This window comes from Ktedonobacter racemifer DSM 44963, from assembly GCF_000178855.1.
Taxonomy (GTDB): Bacteria; Chloroflexota; Ktedonobacteria; order Ktedonobacterales; family Ktedonobacteraceae; genus Ktedonobacter; species Ktedonobacter racemifer.
Window position 1 is genome coordinate 134,513 of sequence record NZ_ADVG01000001.1, and the last position, 15,142, is coordinate 149,654.

Annotated in this window: 13 protein-coding genes and 1 pseudogene; 10 read left to right on the plus strand and 4 right to left on the minus strand. The window is 55.7% G+C overall.

The window, feature by feature from the left end:
• Positions 1–224: 224 nt before the first annotated feature.
• The 4 genes from KRAC_RS00615 to KRAC_RS00630 all read left to right on the plus strand — a co-directional run bounded on the left by KRAC_RS00615 (position 225) and on the right by KRAC_RS00630 (position 5,482).
• On the plus strand, positions 225–2,018 hold the full coding sequence (locus KRAC_RS00615; protein WP_007903688.1) for an ABC transporter ATP-binding protein: 1,794 nt from the start codon (positions 225–227) through the stop codon (positions 2,016–2,018).
• Complete coding sequence (locus KRAC_RS00620) at positions 2,015–3,793, plus strand: ABC transporter ATP-binding protein (RefSeq protein ID WP_007903697.1); 1,779 nt, start codon at positions 2,015–2,017, stop codon at positions 3,791–3,793. Before KRAC_RS00615 ends, KRAC_RS00620 begins: the two co-directional genes overlap by 4 nt.
• 101 nt (positions 3,794–3,894) lie before the next feature.
• Complete coding sequence (locus KRAC_RS00625; protein ID WP_007903699.1) at positions 3,895–5,280, plus strand: IS701 family transposase; 1,386 nt, start codon at positions 3,895–3,897, stop codon at positions 5,278–5,280.
• Between the two features lies 1 nt (position 5,281).
• Positions 5,282–5,482: a hypothetical protein gene (locus KRAC_RS00630; RefSeq protein WP_420795772.1), complete on the plus strand. Its 201-nt coding sequence runs from the start codon at positions 5,282–5,284 to the stop codon at positions 5,480–5,482.
• 90 nt (positions 5,483–5,572) lie between these two features.
• On the opposite strand, the gene infA is transcribed toward KRAC_RS00630, so the two are convergent.
• Positions 5,573–5,812 carry a translation initiation factor IF-1 gene (gene infA / locus KRAC_RS00635; RefSeq protein ID WP_007903704.1) on the minus strand — a complete coding sequence of 80 codons (240 nt, stop codon included), beginning with the start codon at positions 5,810–5,812 and terminating at the stop codon, positions 5,573–5,575.
• Positions 5,813–5,833: 21 nt separating this feature from the next.
• Positions 5,834–6,217, minus strand: a complete 384-nt coding sequence (locus KRAC_RS00640; protein WP_157506241.1) for a pentapeptide repeat-containing protein — start codon at positions 6,215–6,217, stop codon at positions 5,834–5,836.
• A 699-nt stretch (positions 6,218–6,916) separates the two neighbouring features.
• Here KRAC_RS00640 and KRAC_RS00650 point away from each other — a divergent pair.
• Positions 6,917–8,326 carry an ISKra4-like element ISKra2 family transposase gene (locus tag KRAC_RS00650; RefSeq protein WP_007903706.1) on the plus strand — a complete coding sequence of 470 codons (1,410 nt, stop codon included), beginning with the start codon at positions 6,917–6,919 and terminating at the stop codon, positions 8,324–8,326.
• A gap of 255 nt (positions 8,327–8,581) precedes the next feature.
• Positions 8,582–9,983 (plus strand): annotated as a pseudogene (locus KRAC_RS00660) (ISKra4 family transposase).
• Positions 9,984–10,193: 210 nt separating this feature from the next.
• Here KRAC_RS00660 and KRAC_RS00665 read toward each other — a convergent pair.
• Both KRAC_RS00665 and KRAC_RS00670 read right to left on the minus strand, forming a co-directional pair.
• Positions 10,194–10,634 (minus strand): GNAT family N-acetyltransferase, encoded by a 441-nt coding sequence (locus KRAC_RS00665; protein ID WP_007903709.1) that lies wholly within the window; start codon positions 10,632–10,634, stop codon positions 10,194–10,196.
• A gap of 68 nt (positions 10,635–10,702) precedes the next feature.
• Positions 10,703–11,233: a DinB family protein gene (locus KRAC_RS00670; protein ID WP_007903711.1), complete on the minus strand. Its 531-nt coding sequence runs from the start codon at positions 11,231–11,233 to the stop codon at positions 10,703–10,705.
• A gap of 279 nt (positions 11,234–11,512) precedes the next feature.
• Between KRAC_RS00670 and KRAC_RS00675 the strand changes: the two genes are divergently transcribed.
• The 4 genes from KRAC_RS00675 to KRAC_RS70500 all read left to right on the plus strand — a co-directional run bounded on the left by KRAC_RS00675 (position 11,513) and on the right by KRAC_RS70500 (position 14,944).
• Positions 11,513–11,779, plus strand: coding sequence for a hypothetical protein (locus KRAC_RS00675; protein WP_007903712.1), 267 nt, complete (start codon positions 11,513–11,515; stop codon positions 11,777–11,779).
• Between the two features lie 179 nt (positions 11,780–11,958).
• Positions 11,959–12,558, plus strand: a complete 600-nt coding sequence (locus tag KRAC_RS00680) for an SMI1/KNR4 family protein (RefSeq protein WP_007903715.1) — start codon at positions 11,959–11,961, stop codon at positions 12,556–12,558.
• 103 nt (positions 12,559–12,661) lie between these two features.
• The gene (locus KRAC_RS00685) at positions 12,662–14,701 is read left to right on the plus strand and encodes a prolyl oligopeptidase family serine peptidase (protein WP_007903716.1); all 2,040 of its coding nucleotides are present in this window, start codon (positions 12,662–12,664) and stop codon (positions 14,699–14,701) included.
• A gap of 66 nt (positions 14,702–14,767) precedes the next feature.
• The gene (locus KRAC_RS70500) at positions 14,768–14,944 is read left to right on the plus strand and encodes a hypothetical protein (protein WP_007903717.1); all 177 of its coding nucleotides are present in this window, start codon (positions 14,768–14,770) and stop codon (positions 14,942–14,944) included.
• Positions 14,945–15,142: the final 198 nt, after the last annotated feature.

The window sequence follows — 15,142 nt, forward strand, 5'->3', positions numbered from 1 at the left end:
CAGCCCACTTCGCCTCGTAGGGCTCATTTTGCTTGGCCGCACATAGTACGCGGCTGCATTTTGTCTCCTTTCAGCATCACTACTCCCCACCATACATAGCCTTCCCGTATTGTAGGCTATCCTCTGTTCATATCGCGCATTGAACATGCTGCACGCGCATACCGTGTATCCTCATGTTCTGCAACGCGCACCTCAACGCTCTTGAGCGAAAGGAAGAAACAAGTTTGATATACGTTCAGTTAAGACGCTACTGGCGCTTCCTGACCACTTACCTCTTTCATGCTCTAAATCGTTACTGGCGGCTATTGGCCCGCTATCTGCGCCCCCAGTGGCTGCGCATGGTCCTGCTGGCCCTGATCCTGGTTGGCACCATCTCTGTACAGGTAGCGACACCATTAGTGGCAAGCTACTTTATCGACCAGGCGACCTCCGGCGGGGATCTGCGTAACCTGATTATTCTGGCGCTGTTGACTATGGTTCTGGCGCTGGCGGGGCAGGGCCTGGCTGTCGCCGAGACCTACGTGGCCGAAAATGTGAGCTGGACGGCCACCAACGCGTTGCGTGCCGACCTTGTGGCTCACCTGCTCCGGCTGGATGCCTCTTTTCACACGGCCCATACGCCGGGCGAGTTAATCGAGCGGGTGGATGGTGATGTCGCTACCCTGGCTCGCTTCTTCTCCCGCTTTGTGGTGTATGTGCTTGGCAACGGCATCTTGCTGATAGGCGTCCTCGGTCTACTCTATCACGTGGACTGGCGGGTAGGCCTGGGAATGAGCGTCTTTGTGGTGCTGGCCCTGACGGGTATGCTGCGCATCCGCGCCGTTGCCACACCTTCCTGGGCCGCGGAGCGCCAGGCCAGCGCTGATTTCTATGGTTTTCTGGGTGAATACCTGTCTGGTTTGCAAGATATCCGCTCCAGCGGGGCAGGTGCGTTTGTCCTGCGCCGCTGTGCCGAGGTGATGCGCTCGTGGCTGGCCATCACCCGTAAGGCACAGATGTGGGGCTATGGCCTGGGCGCCACCAGCCAGGGGCTGTTTGCCCTGGGCACGGCGGCCGCGCTCGCCCTAAGCGCCATGCTGTTTACATCCGGCACACTGACCATTGGCGCGGTCTACTTGATCTTTCAGTGTACCGAGATGCTGCGCCAGCCGACCGAACAGATCCGCAACGAAGTACAGGATCTACAACAGGCGGACGCCAGCATGGCGCGTGTCGAGGCGCTCCTCAATACCAGGCCACGCGTGATCGATGGCCCTGGCGTGGCACTACCGCCAGGTCCGCTGGCGGTGGAATTCGAGAATGTTTCATTTAGTTATGCGGAGGATGCGCCAGTCCTGCGTGGCGTTAACGTGTCACTGGCGCCGGGCCGTGTGCTGGGCGTGGTGGGACGCACGGGTAGCGGGAAAACAACGCTGACGCGGCTCCTTCTGCGCTTCTACGATCCTGTGGCGGGTACAGTGCGCCTGGGTGGCGTGGACCTGCGGGAGGTTCATCTCTCGGCATTGCGCTCGCGCATTGGCCTGGTCACGCAGGAGGTAAACATTTTCCATGCCAGCGTACGCGACAACCTGACCCTCTTTGATGACAGTGTGCCTGATGAGCAAATTCGCGCCGCGTTGGATACCCTGGGTTTGGGGAACTGGCTACAAGAACTGCCGTGTGGGCTGGATACCCAGCTCTTGCCCGATGGGGCAGGGCTCTCCTCCGGACAGGCCCAGGTGCTGGCGTGCGCCCGCATCTTGCTGCTCAATCCAGATCTGATCATCCTGGACGAGGCCTCCTCGCGCCTGGACCCGGCCACGGATCGGCTGGTACATACAGCACTGGAGCGGCTACTTGAAGGTCGAACCGGCATCATCGTGGCCCACCGGCTGGCCACTATCGCATACGCTCATGACATCCTTGTCCTGGAGGACGGGCAGGTACGCGAGTACGGGCCACGACTGGCCCTCGCTGCCGATCCCACCTCGCGCTTTGCAGGCTTGTTAAGCGTTGTCACTGAGGAGGTCTATCAATGAAGCAACTCCCAACCTGGCGTTACCTGATGCAAATGGTTCGCTATCGGCCCTGGCTCTACCTGCTGCACGCGGCATTATGGGGCACCTTCGACATGTCGGCGCTGCTGGTGGGCCTGATCGCTCGCTTCTTCTTCGATACGCTCACCGGACAGGCTCACCTGCCTGGTGGGGTGGCGGGACTGATCATACTGCTGGTAGTGATCGCCGTGTGCCGTGTGGCCTTGTTGCTCACCGCTGGTTTTGTTGAAATTATGATGCGCTTCACGATGAGTGGGCTACTACGACGCAACCTGTTGCGACACATCTTGAAGCGGCCAGGAGCCAATGCGCTCCCCTACTCCATCGGCGAGACCATCAGTCGCTTTCGCGACGATGCCTATCAGGGTGAAGATGCTGTAGATTGGAGCGACGAGATTACGGTCTCGGGCCTGTTCGCCGTAGTGGCATTTCTAGTGCTCCTGCATATCGACGCCCGTATGGCCCTGATTACTACGCTGCCTCTCGTGGTCGTGACAATCGTCGCGCGCTGGGCGAGCAATAAGCTCGGTCGCTACCGTGAAGCCAGTAGCCAGGCCACCAGCCAGGTCACTGGCGCCATCGGCGATATCCTGGCGGCGGTACAGACCGTGCAGGCCACGGGCGCCGAAGAGCGAATCCTGGCGCGCTTCCGCCGACTGAATGAGCAGCGCCGGACAGCGATGCTGGCAGATCGCCTGGCGACACAGGCCCTGGACGCCATCACCGAGAACACGGTGAGCATAGGCACAGGCCTGATCATGCTGCTGGCTGCTGGCAGCTTGCACGGCGATAGTATGACAGTGGGTGACTTTGCCCTCTTTGTCGCCTACCTGAGCTTTATCGCCGGCTTTACCTCCAGCCTTGGCAAGTTCATCGCCCATTACCAGCAGACCGGCGTCGCTTTTACACGCATGAGTGCCCTGTTGGGTGAGACGCCGCCCACGGCACTGGTCGAGCACACCCCGCTGCACTTGCGCGGACCTTTGCCCGAGGTCCCGCCCCCAGCGCGCAGTGTGACTGATAGGTTATTCCTCGTGGAGGCGCGAGGGCTAACCTATCGCCATCCGCAGTCGGAGCATGGTATCTCTGCGGTAGACCTCTGCCTGCCGCGTGGCACCCTGACGGTGGTAACAGGGCGCGTCGGCGCGGGCAAGACAACGCTTCTCCAGACACTCCTGGGCCTGCTGCCCAGTGAGGCAGGCGAGATCCGTTGGAACGGCGACATCGTGGAGGACGCGGCTGCCTTCTTTGTGCCGCCCCGTGCGGCATACACGGCGCAGGTGCCACGCCTGTTCAGCGAGACGCTCAGGCAGAACATCCTTCTAGGGCTACCAGACGACTCTGTGGTCCTGACCGCTGCCGTGCGGGGCGCTGTTTTAGAGCGCGATGTGCAGGCACTGGAGGAAGGTTTGGAGACACCAGTGGGTACTCGCGGCGTCAAGCTCTCGGGGGGACAGATGCAACGCACGGCGGCGGCGCGTATGTTGGTGCGCGGCGCCGAGTTGCTGGTAATCGACGACCTCTCCAGCGCGCTGGACGTCGAAACCGAACGCACCCTCTGGGAACGCATCTTTGAGCGCGAAGATACGACCTGCCTGGTCGTCACGCACCGACGCGCCACCCTGCAACGTGCCGATCACATCATCCTGCTCAAGGATGGCCATGTCGACGCTGAAGGAAGACTAGACGAGCTGCTCGCAACCAGTGAGGAGATGAGGAGGCTCTGGCAAGAAGACGATGGGAAGACATATGAATAACAAATAGGTACTGAAGCATTACCGGAATACGCTCTGCTAGTATTACAACGAGACTTTTTAGGGTATACTGAAAGGAAGTTTGTTCCTGGAGGTGAAATCCGATGTCTTTTATGCTCGATGTCACCGCCGATCAGCCGCTTCTTACGGGCCAATTGGCGGTGCAGGAATGGACTCCGGAAGAGGTAGCTTCTCTGGCCGAAGAACTGGTGGCTTACCACCAGCACTTCGCTCCGTTGTTCTACCGACGTGAGCAGCGCGAGTGGGCGGCGCTGTACTTGCGCGGGCTGCTCACCACGAATGTTCCCCGGAAGAATGTCGAAGCGATGGCCCTGCGCCTGTTAGGGGTGGGGCCACATGCGGAACGGCACGTGCGCGCGCTCCAACAATTCATTGGAGAGGGCAAGTGGGACGATGACGCGCTGTTGGCCGAACACCAGCGCTTGGTGAACGAGACGCTCGGCGAAGCGGATGGGGTGCTCATCGTGGATGGCTCGGACTTTCCCAAACATGGGGATCACTCAGCAGGCGTGGCGCCTCAATGGTGCGGGCACACCGGCAAAAAGGACAATTGCCAGGCCGGCGTCTTCGTAGGCTATGCCAGTCGCAAGGGAGCCACCTTACTTGACCGGCGTCTCTACCTGCCGGAATCCTGGTTCGCTGAGGACCACCAAACGCGGTGGCAGGACTGCCAGATTCCCGATGAGATCACCTTTCAAACGAAGCATGAGTTAGCGGCGCAGCTGGTCGAGGGCATCAGGGCTTCGGGTCGTCTCCAAGCCCAGTGGGTCGCCTGTGACGAAGGGTACGGCGACTCCCCTGCTTTCCTGCAACGGCTGGATGCGGTGGGCTTGTGGTATCTGGCCGAGATCCCGCGAGACACCAAGGTCTGGCCGCTCCTGGAAACGGACGGGCAAACGAAGCGAGCGCTTCCGAGCAGTTGGGTTCGGCCTCAGGTCTCTTCACGCAAAGGACCTGCTCCCCGACGCGCCCGCCTGCATCCCGACTCCCCCGCCAAAGTGACCGTGGAGGAACTGGCCAAACAGTGGCCCGCCTCGCGCTGGCAACGGTTTAGATTGCTAGAGGGACACAAAGGCCCGCTGGTTGCCGATTTTCTCGTCCTTCGCGCTATCCTGCCGCTTGATCGCCTGCCAGGCCCAGAAATCTGGGTCGTGATCCGGCGCAAAGTGAGCGGTTCGGCAGAGGAGCCGGAATGGAAATTTTATCTGAGCAATGCTCCTCCAGAGACGCCGCTTGCCACGTTTGTGCGCGTGAGTGGGATGCGCTGGCCCATCGAGACCTGTTTTGCCGAATGCAAGGGGGAACTGGGCATGGACCACTACGAGCTGCGATTCTGGCGCGGGTGGCACCATCACATGACCATGGTCATTCTCGCCCATCATTTCCTGGTTCGGTGGCAACAACACCTGAACCAGAGAGAGGGGGATCCTGCGCCCGGCGACTACGCGTCCCTTGCCCACCCCAGATGAGGTGCCCAGCTTGGACGCGCATGCCTCTCTGCCACTGAGCGTCGCTCAGGTACGCTTGCTCTTGCAGGTTGTCTTGCCCCAACCTGTGCTGGATGTGCCTGCAGTCCTGACGTTGATCTCTTATCAGCAACGCCACAACTACGCCGCCTATTGCTCTCATCGGAAGCGGCTTCTTGCCCACTTGCAGGGGCTGCGTTGGTAAAGTCTCGTTGTAATACTAGGGTATCGCACGGGAAGGAACTTGGCCAGGCTTTCAGAAAAATCTGAAAGCCTGGCCAAGTTCGGTTGTGTTTTAGCGGGGACCACGACCTTCGTTGATGCGCCAGGTGATCCGGCCTCGTGTCAGGTCGTAGGGCGAGAGCGCAACTCGCACCTTATCACCCGCCACAAGACGTATATTTGACAGCCGCAAACGTCCGGCAGGCACTGCCAATACATGATGCTGCTCATCGATTTGGATTTTAAACAAGGCGTTGGGAAATACCTCAACCACTTCCCCAACGACTAGAATGTCATCTCGCTCTTTTGCCATACTATCCTTCCTTTGCCATGCTCAGTTCAGCACGGTCTCTTCAAGAACCGCCTTCTGCAGATTCGTCTCGCTGAGGTCCGCATCGCGCAGGTTTGCTCGATACAGCAACGTCCCATTGAGGTCTGCCCCACACAGGTTCGCGCGACAAAGATGGGTGCCGCTCAAGTCCGCGCCGCTGAGATTGGCTTGACTGAGATTGGCTCTGATCAAGTTGGCCCGATAGAGATCGGCCCAGGTGAAGTCTACGCCGCTGAGATCTACTCCGCTCAAGTCGGCATTGCTCAAACAAGCCCAGGCTAAATCGGAGCCGCTGAGATCAGGCCGAATATCCGAATGCTCTTGCCTCCATTGATTCCAGGTGTGGACACTCTGTTTGAGAAGGTCAAGATGTTGCTGATTCGCCAATTGGTTTACCTCCAAATGTGTCTCTGTTACACGCATGATGATCCAGCCCATTCAGCTTGATTGGAATGTAACTTCTCTCCAGGCGAGCGAGCAAAAAAACGCTCACTCCCCTCAAATCGAGCAAGAAGAACGTCTTCAAGCGTTCGTTCGATCCGAAGAAAAGGTGTGGCTCGCACGGAGTAAGAATGATCAGAAAGAGCACAGAGAGGTGGTGCAGCAAAAGAGGAAGATTGATAGTGGCTCTGTTACACGATATCCTGCTGGGTGTGCAAGGCCAGGAGGCACATCGTGTATTGCTGCCCATGCTCTAAAACATGTGCTAACACAATTTGTCTCCTTTCCTAATTGGCTGAATGAGCATCCAGCCTGAAACAATACAAAGGCATCATTGGCTGAACAGGTAACTAGAGTATAGCAGCCATCAGCAAAATTCACAAGAGCTACTCCCATGGGGGGTGAGCGTCATGTTTTTGCAATTGGGCTAGACAAAAGCCCCCTCTTCTGCGAAGATGTGTTCATTCTCAAGAGGGGAAGGGAAAAACATGAGCGAAGAGACTGATCAAGGCTGGCAACAACTCAGCGCACAGATTCTCACTGATATCAAAGCCTGGCGGCGAGACCATCCCAAGGTGACCTTACGTGAGATTGAACAGGAAGTGCATCAGCGCCTGAGTCGACTGGAAGCCCAAGTGATTCAAGATGCAGCTCAAGCAAGTGCGCAACGTGACTGGAGTGGTACCTCAGCCCAAGAGCGCCCCATCTGTCCCGTGTGTGGCACCCCACTGCAAGCCCGTGGGAAACGACCCCGCCGTCTGCAAGGAGCAGGAGGACAAGAGATCACGCTCAGCAGAACGTACGGAACTTGCCCCACGTGTGGGACAGGGCTTTTTCCCCCTCGATGAGGAGTTAGCTCTCCCAAGAGGGAGGAACTTGACATCGTTGCAACACGAGCATCTGGTCCATCTTTCGAGCTGGATGCCTTTTGCGCGAGCTGCTGAGATGATGCAACGTCTGCTCGGGGTTCAGGTCAGTGAAGCGAGCGCGCGTCGACAGAGTGAGCAGGCAGGTGCCTTGGCCCTGGCGGTGCAAACGGTTCTGGCCTCGGAACCTTTCGCCTCGTCACCATCTGTGAGCAAGCCTACCAAGCGCCTGGCCATCAGCGCCGATGGGGCCTATGTGCCTTTGCTCAAAGGGCAGTGGGCAGAGGTTCGAACGGTGGCTTTTGGAGAAGTCGAACCCTCCACCAGTCCGGCTGGAGCACAAGAGGTCACGGTCAGTCATCTCTCCTATTTTTCTCGCATGTGTGATGCTCAGACCTTTGCGACCTTGGCTGATGTGGAGATGCGAGAGCGAGGGGTCCGGCAGGCTCAAGAAATCGGAGCAGTCACTGATGGTGCCGAGTGGTTGCAGGGCTTCCTCGATCTCCACTGTCCCCAAGCGTTGCGCATCTTGGATTTTCCTCATGCAGCAGAGCATCTCCATCTGCTCATCCAAGCGCTCCAACAAGCCGGCCTCGTTCTGCCTGACGACCTGCTGGAGCGTGCCTGCCATCGACTCAAACATCGAGGTCCCCGTTTGCTCATCTGGCTGCTTGCTCGTTTACCAGCTCAGATCGCCCAACAGGAAGGGGTGCGTGAACAGGTCGGCTATTTTCTCAAACGCGAAGCCTTGATGCAGTATCCCCAGTTTCAAGCCGCAGGCTGGCCGATTGGGTCAGGGATGGTGGAAAGCGCCAATAAAGTGGTGGTGCAAGCCCGCCTCAAAGGAGCAGGTATGCATTGGGAGCCCAGTCATGTCAATCCCATGCTCACCTTACGCAACGCCGTCTGTAATGAGCGATGGGATCTCTGCTGGCAAGAGATTGAGCGGGAGCAACTCCGTCAACGGGAGCAGCGTCGCAACGAGCGAGCGACACCTCGTCTTGAGCAGATGGTCTCTTCCTTGATGCTCTCGCTCCTTCGCTTTCGTTCCCCTACTCCCAAGCCACTTCCCCCTCCCCCTCGTCCAATGGCACCTGCTGCCACCTTACCTGGTTCCTCACGCCCTTCAACCCATCATCCATGGAAACGAGTGTTGGCTTGTCGTCCCAAATCCATTGCAAAAAGATGACGCTCACCCTCCCATGGGGTACGACTCAACATTTTGCAAAAGGGATAGACAGGAAAAAGAAAAGCAGGTAAGATCGTCGTAGCAAAAGAAAAAGTAGGGAGCAAGCCATGGAACGTAATGAATGGCTCAGTATGAGTGAAAAGGTCTTATCTGACGTCAAAGAATGGCGCAAAGCTCACCCCAAAGCCACCTTTGTGGAAATTGAAGATGAAGTTCATCGGCGTATGGTCCAGTTAGAAGCCCAGCTCCTGCAAGATGCAGCTCTTGAGAGCAGCAGTCGAGAATGGGGAAGAGACCGCTCTGAGCCAGCACCGACTTGCCCCACCTGTCACGTGTCATTACAAGCACGAGGCAAACGTTCACGAACCTTGCAAGGCAATGGGGGAGAATCGGTGACCCTCACGCGAACCTATGGAACCTGTCCCAAGTGCGGGGAAAGCTTTTTTCCCCCTCGATGAAGAATTGGCGTTGCTTCCTGGATCACTGGCTCCCAGGCAACAGGAACATCTCGTCCATCTGGCAAGTGTCATGCCTTTTGAGCATGCCAGCAGCATCCTCAGCGATCTGCTGGGCGTTTATGTAAGTGGGGAAACGGCCCGCAGACGGTAGCCGAGCAGGCTGGCAAACATGTGGAGCACGTCCAAACCAAAGAGGCCCATCTTCCTGACAAGCAAGAGGCCATCATGAGATTCAAGGCCCTTCGCTTGGCCATGAGTGCCGATGGCGCGATGGTCCCTTTGGTTGGGGGAGAATGGGCTGAGGTGCGTACCCTGGCCATTGGAGAGGTTCCTGCGACTGGTGCCACCAACGCCACCGCAGCGATGGTGCATGTTGGCAAGTTGTCCTACTTCTCCCGTTTGAGTGATGCCGCAACCTTTACTGATCTGGCAGAGGTCGAAACCCGCCGACGCCATCTTGTTGAGGCCCAAGAGGTGTGCGCGGTGATGGATGGGGCTGAGTGGTTGCAAGGGATGATCGACATGCATCGGCCAGATGCGGTGCGTATTCTGGATTTTCCCCATGCCGCAGAACATGTAGCGAAGCTGCTGGAAGCGCTGAGTGCGTGGGGAACGTGCTTTCCTGAAAATCTGTTGCAACGGTGTCTGCACGTGCTCAAAGAGCGGGGACCGGCGGCTTTAGCCAAGATGGCTGCTGGTTTAAGCGAGGAAGAGGTCTCCCAGCCAGAGGTTCGAGAGCATCTGGGCTACTTGCAGAAGCGATGCTCACAGATGCAGTATCTTCTCTTTCGACAGGCAGGATGGCCTCTTGGCTCAGGCATGGTTGAGAGCGCCAACAAACTCGTGGTAGAAAGGCGCCTCAAAGGGCCAGGGATGCGTTGGGAGCGCCACAATGTGAATCCCATGCTGGCATTGCGCAATGGGATCTGTAATGAGCGGTGGCAGGAAACCTGGCAACTGGCAAGCTCTCAGCGTCGAAAGAGCGTAAGCATCAGCGCCGTCAACGGGCCGCACAACGACTCAACACCCTCTCCGCTTCTACGGAGTGCAAGCCTGTTGAGGCTGTCCCCAAAGGTCCATTGTCCTCTCTTCTTCCTCCTGGTCTTCCTGCGATGATTCCCGGCACTTCGCGGCCTTCTGCCCATCATCCCTGGAAACGTGGAGCAGTCTGTCGTCCAAAGCAGTTTGCAAAATGTTGAGTCGCACCCTCCCATGTGCATATGACCAGCCAGTGGGAAAGATGTGCTTAGAATGTGCCATGCCCTCCCTTTAAAGAGGGCTCAGCTTGTTTTGTCTCTCTTTTATTCGCCACAAGAACTGCCCAATGACGTGAAGAATGTTGCGGCGTAGTGTGAAGCGTAGGGTTCATGCCGGCATGAACCCTACAAGGTAGCGTCTGTAAGGCTGCACTAACGCGGCAGTTCGATCTGATACCGGATGAAACCACGGTTCTCGGCCACCTTATCGTACAGGTACCGTGCCGTGGTGTTGGATGCCTGGGTGGTCCAGTACACACGACAACAGCCGTGATCCCTGGCCCAATCGACCACAGCGGCGATCAACGCGCGAGCCACGCCTTTTCCGCGCATGTCCGAGGCGGTGAAGAGGTCCTGTAAATAGCAGACATCCGGTCCCGATGTGCTGGGATGGACGAGGAAATGGGTGATACTGACAAGCCTGCCATCCAGCTTTGCACCGAAGGCGTGCAGGCTCGTATCCACCTGGAATTCGCGCCACGCCCGGTCGTACATCTCGGGTGGCTCAACCCGCTGATAGAAGTCGATGTAGGCGCGGAACAGGACCTCCCAGTCAGCCCTGTCGGATGGCGTGAGCTTATCAATACTGACCATGTGACACTCTCCTGATTATGTATGAAAGGAATTCAAGCCCTAAAAAGAGGATCGCGAAAAGCTAGCGATCACACTTCTTTGTCGGGGGCAGAGATCTCGTGATCCCGGAAGAAGAAATTCCAGGGGCCACAGCCGAGTATAAAGGGTTGCATGAGCGCCCGCTCTGCCTGGATAGTGTGATTCAAATCGTGCGCCGCCCATGTATGAAGGAACTCTGCCAGGGTAACCGTACCAAACTTCGGATGCTGGACAGTCCGCTCCAGATCCTCATCCTTCACTTGCTGAATCAGGACAAGACTTTCTTGACGATGCTGTGCAAACGCAGCCGCAAGCTGTTCAGGCGTCTGAGTAGCAAGATCTGGGTGTGGCTCGTTGGGATCAAAATCGCTGAAGTCCTGGCCCGCCAGAAGAGCGCGGAAGCGCACAGGAAAGAGCACCCGTTCCGCATCCACCAAATGCTGTAAGCAACTGCGTGCCGACCACTCCCCTGCGGCTGGCGGACGCGTCAGGAGCTCACCGGGAAGCGTACTGACCAGCCGCTGCCAACGCTCTGGAGTGGTGGAGAGGACCGCAAGTACGCACTCTAACATAGTATTCATGAGAACCTCCGTGTGCTTTTTCCCAAAAAACTGAAAGAACGGGTATCTACGCTTATACGAAAGGGGATATGTAGATGTGTTTTCTGACACCTTTCCCTCGCATGCTCATGCGGGATGTTGGTAAGAGTATGGTACCCTAAGATTGATCTCCCCACCAGGGCCATTTTGTGCTAAAGTGAGAGGACCAATGCTGCATCTGTGCATACCACCAGGAAAGGAAAGGCCTTGACACAATCTGCCTCTATTGTCGCTTCTCTCTGTCTTGTATTGGATCGATAGTTGCCGACACCGCTCTTTCGCCAGCTCTACGCCGGCCTGCGCGAGGCCATCCTATCAACCGGCTTACACGTCGTGGGCTGGCTGCCGCCACGCAGGGGCGATCGTCTCGCCAGCCAACATATTCAACGCCAGGGAGTCGATACTCCGCCGCTTTCGGCCTACCACCTTGCTCCTCCGCAACGTAGCGGCTTGGTCCTCGGCTACGCGGGTGTGGAACCGCAAGCCATACGCACGGCCGTCGAGCACATAGCAAGAGCGCTTAGCTGAGGCCCACTCGGGCGTTTAACCCATTCTCTCTTCTTATGAATGAGCAGAGCTTACTCAACACATAGGATACGTATTTTTGCAGTGACCTCTTGGGGGTAAAACCTTGAAAACACGAGGAGAACTTGGTACGTTAAGCATGGATTACCTCAGGATAGAAGAGATGAAAGGATGGTTCTCTCATGCTTGTCACGCACTATTGGGAACGAATTGAAGCCTGGTTCTTACAGCATGCTCCCCTTGCTTGGAAAACGTATCTGCCAGGATGCACTGAGGAAGGGCTTTTGGAGGCGGAACACCTCTTTGATCAGGACCTCCCTGAAGATTTTAAAACCTCCTATCGCATCCACAACGGATGTAGCTCGTTCATGAATGGCATTGACGAGATGTCTCAATTTTTTGATCTGCATTCGATCACGCGGATATGGGACTCCAAACGCTTTGCCTGGCAGGAAGGTAAATCCAACGATCGCGCACCAGGAGTCAAGCCTTCCGTGTTGTCTGCAGCAGACATTCAGCCAGTCTTTTGGCATCCAGGATGGATCGATTTCGCAAGCGATGGTTCTGATTATGTCTACTGCCTTGATCTGGCTCCTGCTGCCGGAGGAAAAATGGGACAGGTCATTGGCTGGGATCACTATGATGGTCCCCAACGAGAAGTGCATTTCTCCGGCTTTGAAAAACTGCAGGAGAAGCAGGCGCAAGCGCCGGAATATGGTATCCTTTTCAGTGTCAGGAGGCGTTGGACGGAACGAGACATAGACGTGAGGAACTCGTGGTAGGGTGTATACCTGCCTTGTTTCAACGAGGCCAAAGGGGCAACAAGTGCCCAATACACGCGTAATTCGATGCCGCGAATGCGCTTTCATGTAAAGGAGTACAACTTTGCAACCAGCTACTCGTCGTGAAGATACTGTTGAAGATTATCATGGAACCCTTGTCGCCGATCCATATCGGTGGCTAGAGGAGGTATCGACTCAGGAAACACAGGCCTGGGTTCAGGAGCAGCACAGCGCTACCCGCACATACCTAGATGCCATTCCGGATAGAGACCAGATCAAGCAGCGCTACCGTGAACTCTTTAATTATTCTCGCTACTCAACTCCATACAAGAAGGGAGAGAGATACTTCTTCTCTAAGAACACGGGGTTGCAGAATCAAAATGTGCTCTATACTCAATCTGCTCTGCGCGCGGATATGAAGGCCGTGCTTGATCCCAATGCTCTCAGCGCAGATGGCACAGTCGCCCTTACCAATCAAGCGATGAGCGAGGATGGGAAGTTACTGGCGTATGGAACGTCGAAGAGTGGTAGTGACTGGCAGGAAATTCGCATTCGCCGTGTGGACGATGGCCGCGACTATGATGAAGTGATTCGATACTGTAAGTTCGCCTCGATCGCGTGGAGACATGATAGCACGGGTTTCTACTACAATCGATTGCCAGAACCGGGGACAGTACCTGGAGAGGATCAGACCAACTATAGTAAGGTCTACTGGCACAAGGTTGGTACCCAGCAAGAAGAAGATCAACTCGTCTTTGAACGGCCAGAAGCCAAGGAGTTAAGCTTTTCACCGTTCATCTCAAACGACGGAGCCTATCTGCTTCTCAACGTGTGGTGCGGAACTGATCCGAAGAATCGCATCTATTACCGAGAGGTAACGAGCGATGAGCCCTTCATACGCTTGCTAGACGAGGCCGATGCAAGCTACACCTTTGTGGGAAATGATGGAGCGCTATTTTACTTCCAAACAAACCTGGATGCTCCTCGAGGAAGAATCATCGCAATTGATACAACAAAGCCAGAGCGTACACAATGGCGTGAAATCGTATCTGAACAGAGTGACGTGATGGATTTTGCGTTGATCGTCAATCAGCAGTTTGTGCTCGGTTATATGCATGATGCGCACCACCAAGTGAAGCTCTACAACAAAACAGGCACATTCTTACGTGAAATCGAGCTTCCCACCCTCGGCTCAATCATGGGTATAAGTGGCGAGCCAGATGACGATGAACTCTTTTTAAGCTTTACCTCGTTTCTCTACCCATCAACCGTCTTTCGTTATGACTTTGAACGTCACGAATTGAAACCGTTGTGGGAGACACCACATACATTTGATCCATCTGGATATGAGACCCGGCAGGTCTTTTTCACCTCAAAGGATGGCACACGTGTCCCCATGTTCCTTACCCATAAGAAAGGGCTTGTGCTTAATAACAATAATCCCGTTCTGATCTACGGCTATGGTGGTTTTGATATCAGTTTGACGCCCAACTTTGGCATCACCCCACTGCTCTGGGTTGAGCGTGGAGGGATATACGCAACAGTAAACCTGCGCGGTGGCAACGAGTACGGCGAAGAGTGGCATAAGGCTGGAATGCTTGAGAAGAAACAGAACGTTTTCGATGATTTCATCGCGGCTGCTGAGTGGCTGATTGAGAACAAATATAGTAATTCCACCCGCATCGCTATTGAAGGCGGGAGCAATGGAGGGCTCCTTGTCGCCGCGAGCATGGTCCAGCGCCCTGAGCTCTATGGAGCGGTCATCTGCCGCGTGCCAGTCATTGATATGTTGCGCTACCACAAGTTCACTGTCGGGCGCTACTGGATCTCAGAGTATGGTGATGCCGAGCACAACGCAGAGCATTTTAAATTCATGTACGCGTACTCGCCATTACACAACGTGAAGGAAGGGGTTGAATATCCTCCGACCTTGATTATGACAGCGGATACGGATGATCGCGTTGTCCCTGCCCACGCCTGGAAGTTTGCCGCGACACTCCAACACGCATACCAGGGAAAGAATCCGATCTTGCTGCGCTTTGAACTGAAGGCTGGGCATGGAATGGGGAAACCAACTGCGAAGATCATTGAAGAGGAGAGTGACATATTAGCCTTCTTATTCCAGACCTTTTCCATGCAATAGGGTTGCTACCAGTTACAGAAAATCTGCAGTGTAGGGCTGCCTGGCGTCAATGCAGGAAGTCCAGAGTTGACCAGCAACCATCATGTTCACTGGGCTGAGTACGGGACGCTCAACCTTGAATCCGGTCGCCTCAGCATTGATCTGCGCCATATTCCACTGGATGTAACCGCTGTTTTGCATGCTGGAGCGCGTTCTGGAATGCCTCATGTGGAGTGGTGGATGCAGAAGTGGGAAACCAACTGAGCAGAGTGCGCTCTTAGCAAGCGAACACTGATCATCAAAGTTGACGGAGTTCTGGTAAAGCGCCAAAAGTGGCGAATTTATGACCATTCTGACAGAATGCGTTCTGCGTGTCCAATAGATCATACAGCCCGGTCACGCTATGATAGCTCATTGCTGTCTGGTTGTTCTAAATCAAACGTTATTTAAAACAATATGGAA

Excerpts from the sequence above, each read along its gene's own strand:
- KRAC_RS00650 (WP_007903706.1), top strand. The coding sequence starts at position 6,917 with ATGCAGCTCAAGCAAGTGCGCAACGTGACTGGAGTGGTACCTCAGCCC.
- KRAC_RS00680 (WP_007903715.1), top strand. The coding sequence starts at position 11,959 with ATGCTTGTCACGCACTATTGGGAACGAATTGAAGCCTGGTTCTTACAG.
- KRAC_RS00620 (WP_007903697.1), top strand. The coding sequence starts at position 2,015 with ATGAAGCAACTCCCAACCTGGCGTTACCTGATGCAAATGGTTCGCTAT.
- KRAC_RS00625 (WP_007903699.1), top strand. The coding sequence starts at position 3,895 with ATGTCTTTTATGCTCGATGTCACCGCCGATCAGCCGCTTCTTACGGGC.
- infA (WP_007903704.1), bottom strand. The coding sequence starts at position 5,812 with ATGGCAAAAGAGCGAGATGACATTCTAGTCGTTGGGGAAGTGGTTGAG.
- KRAC_RS00670 (WP_007903711.1), bottom strand. The coding sequence starts at position 11,233 with ATGAATACTATGTTAGAGTGCGTACTTGCGGTCCTCTCCACCACTCCA.
- KRAC_RS00665 (WP_007903709.1), bottom strand. The coding sequence starts at position 10,634 with ATGGTCAGTATTGATAAGCTCACGCCATCCGACAGGGCTGACTGGGAG.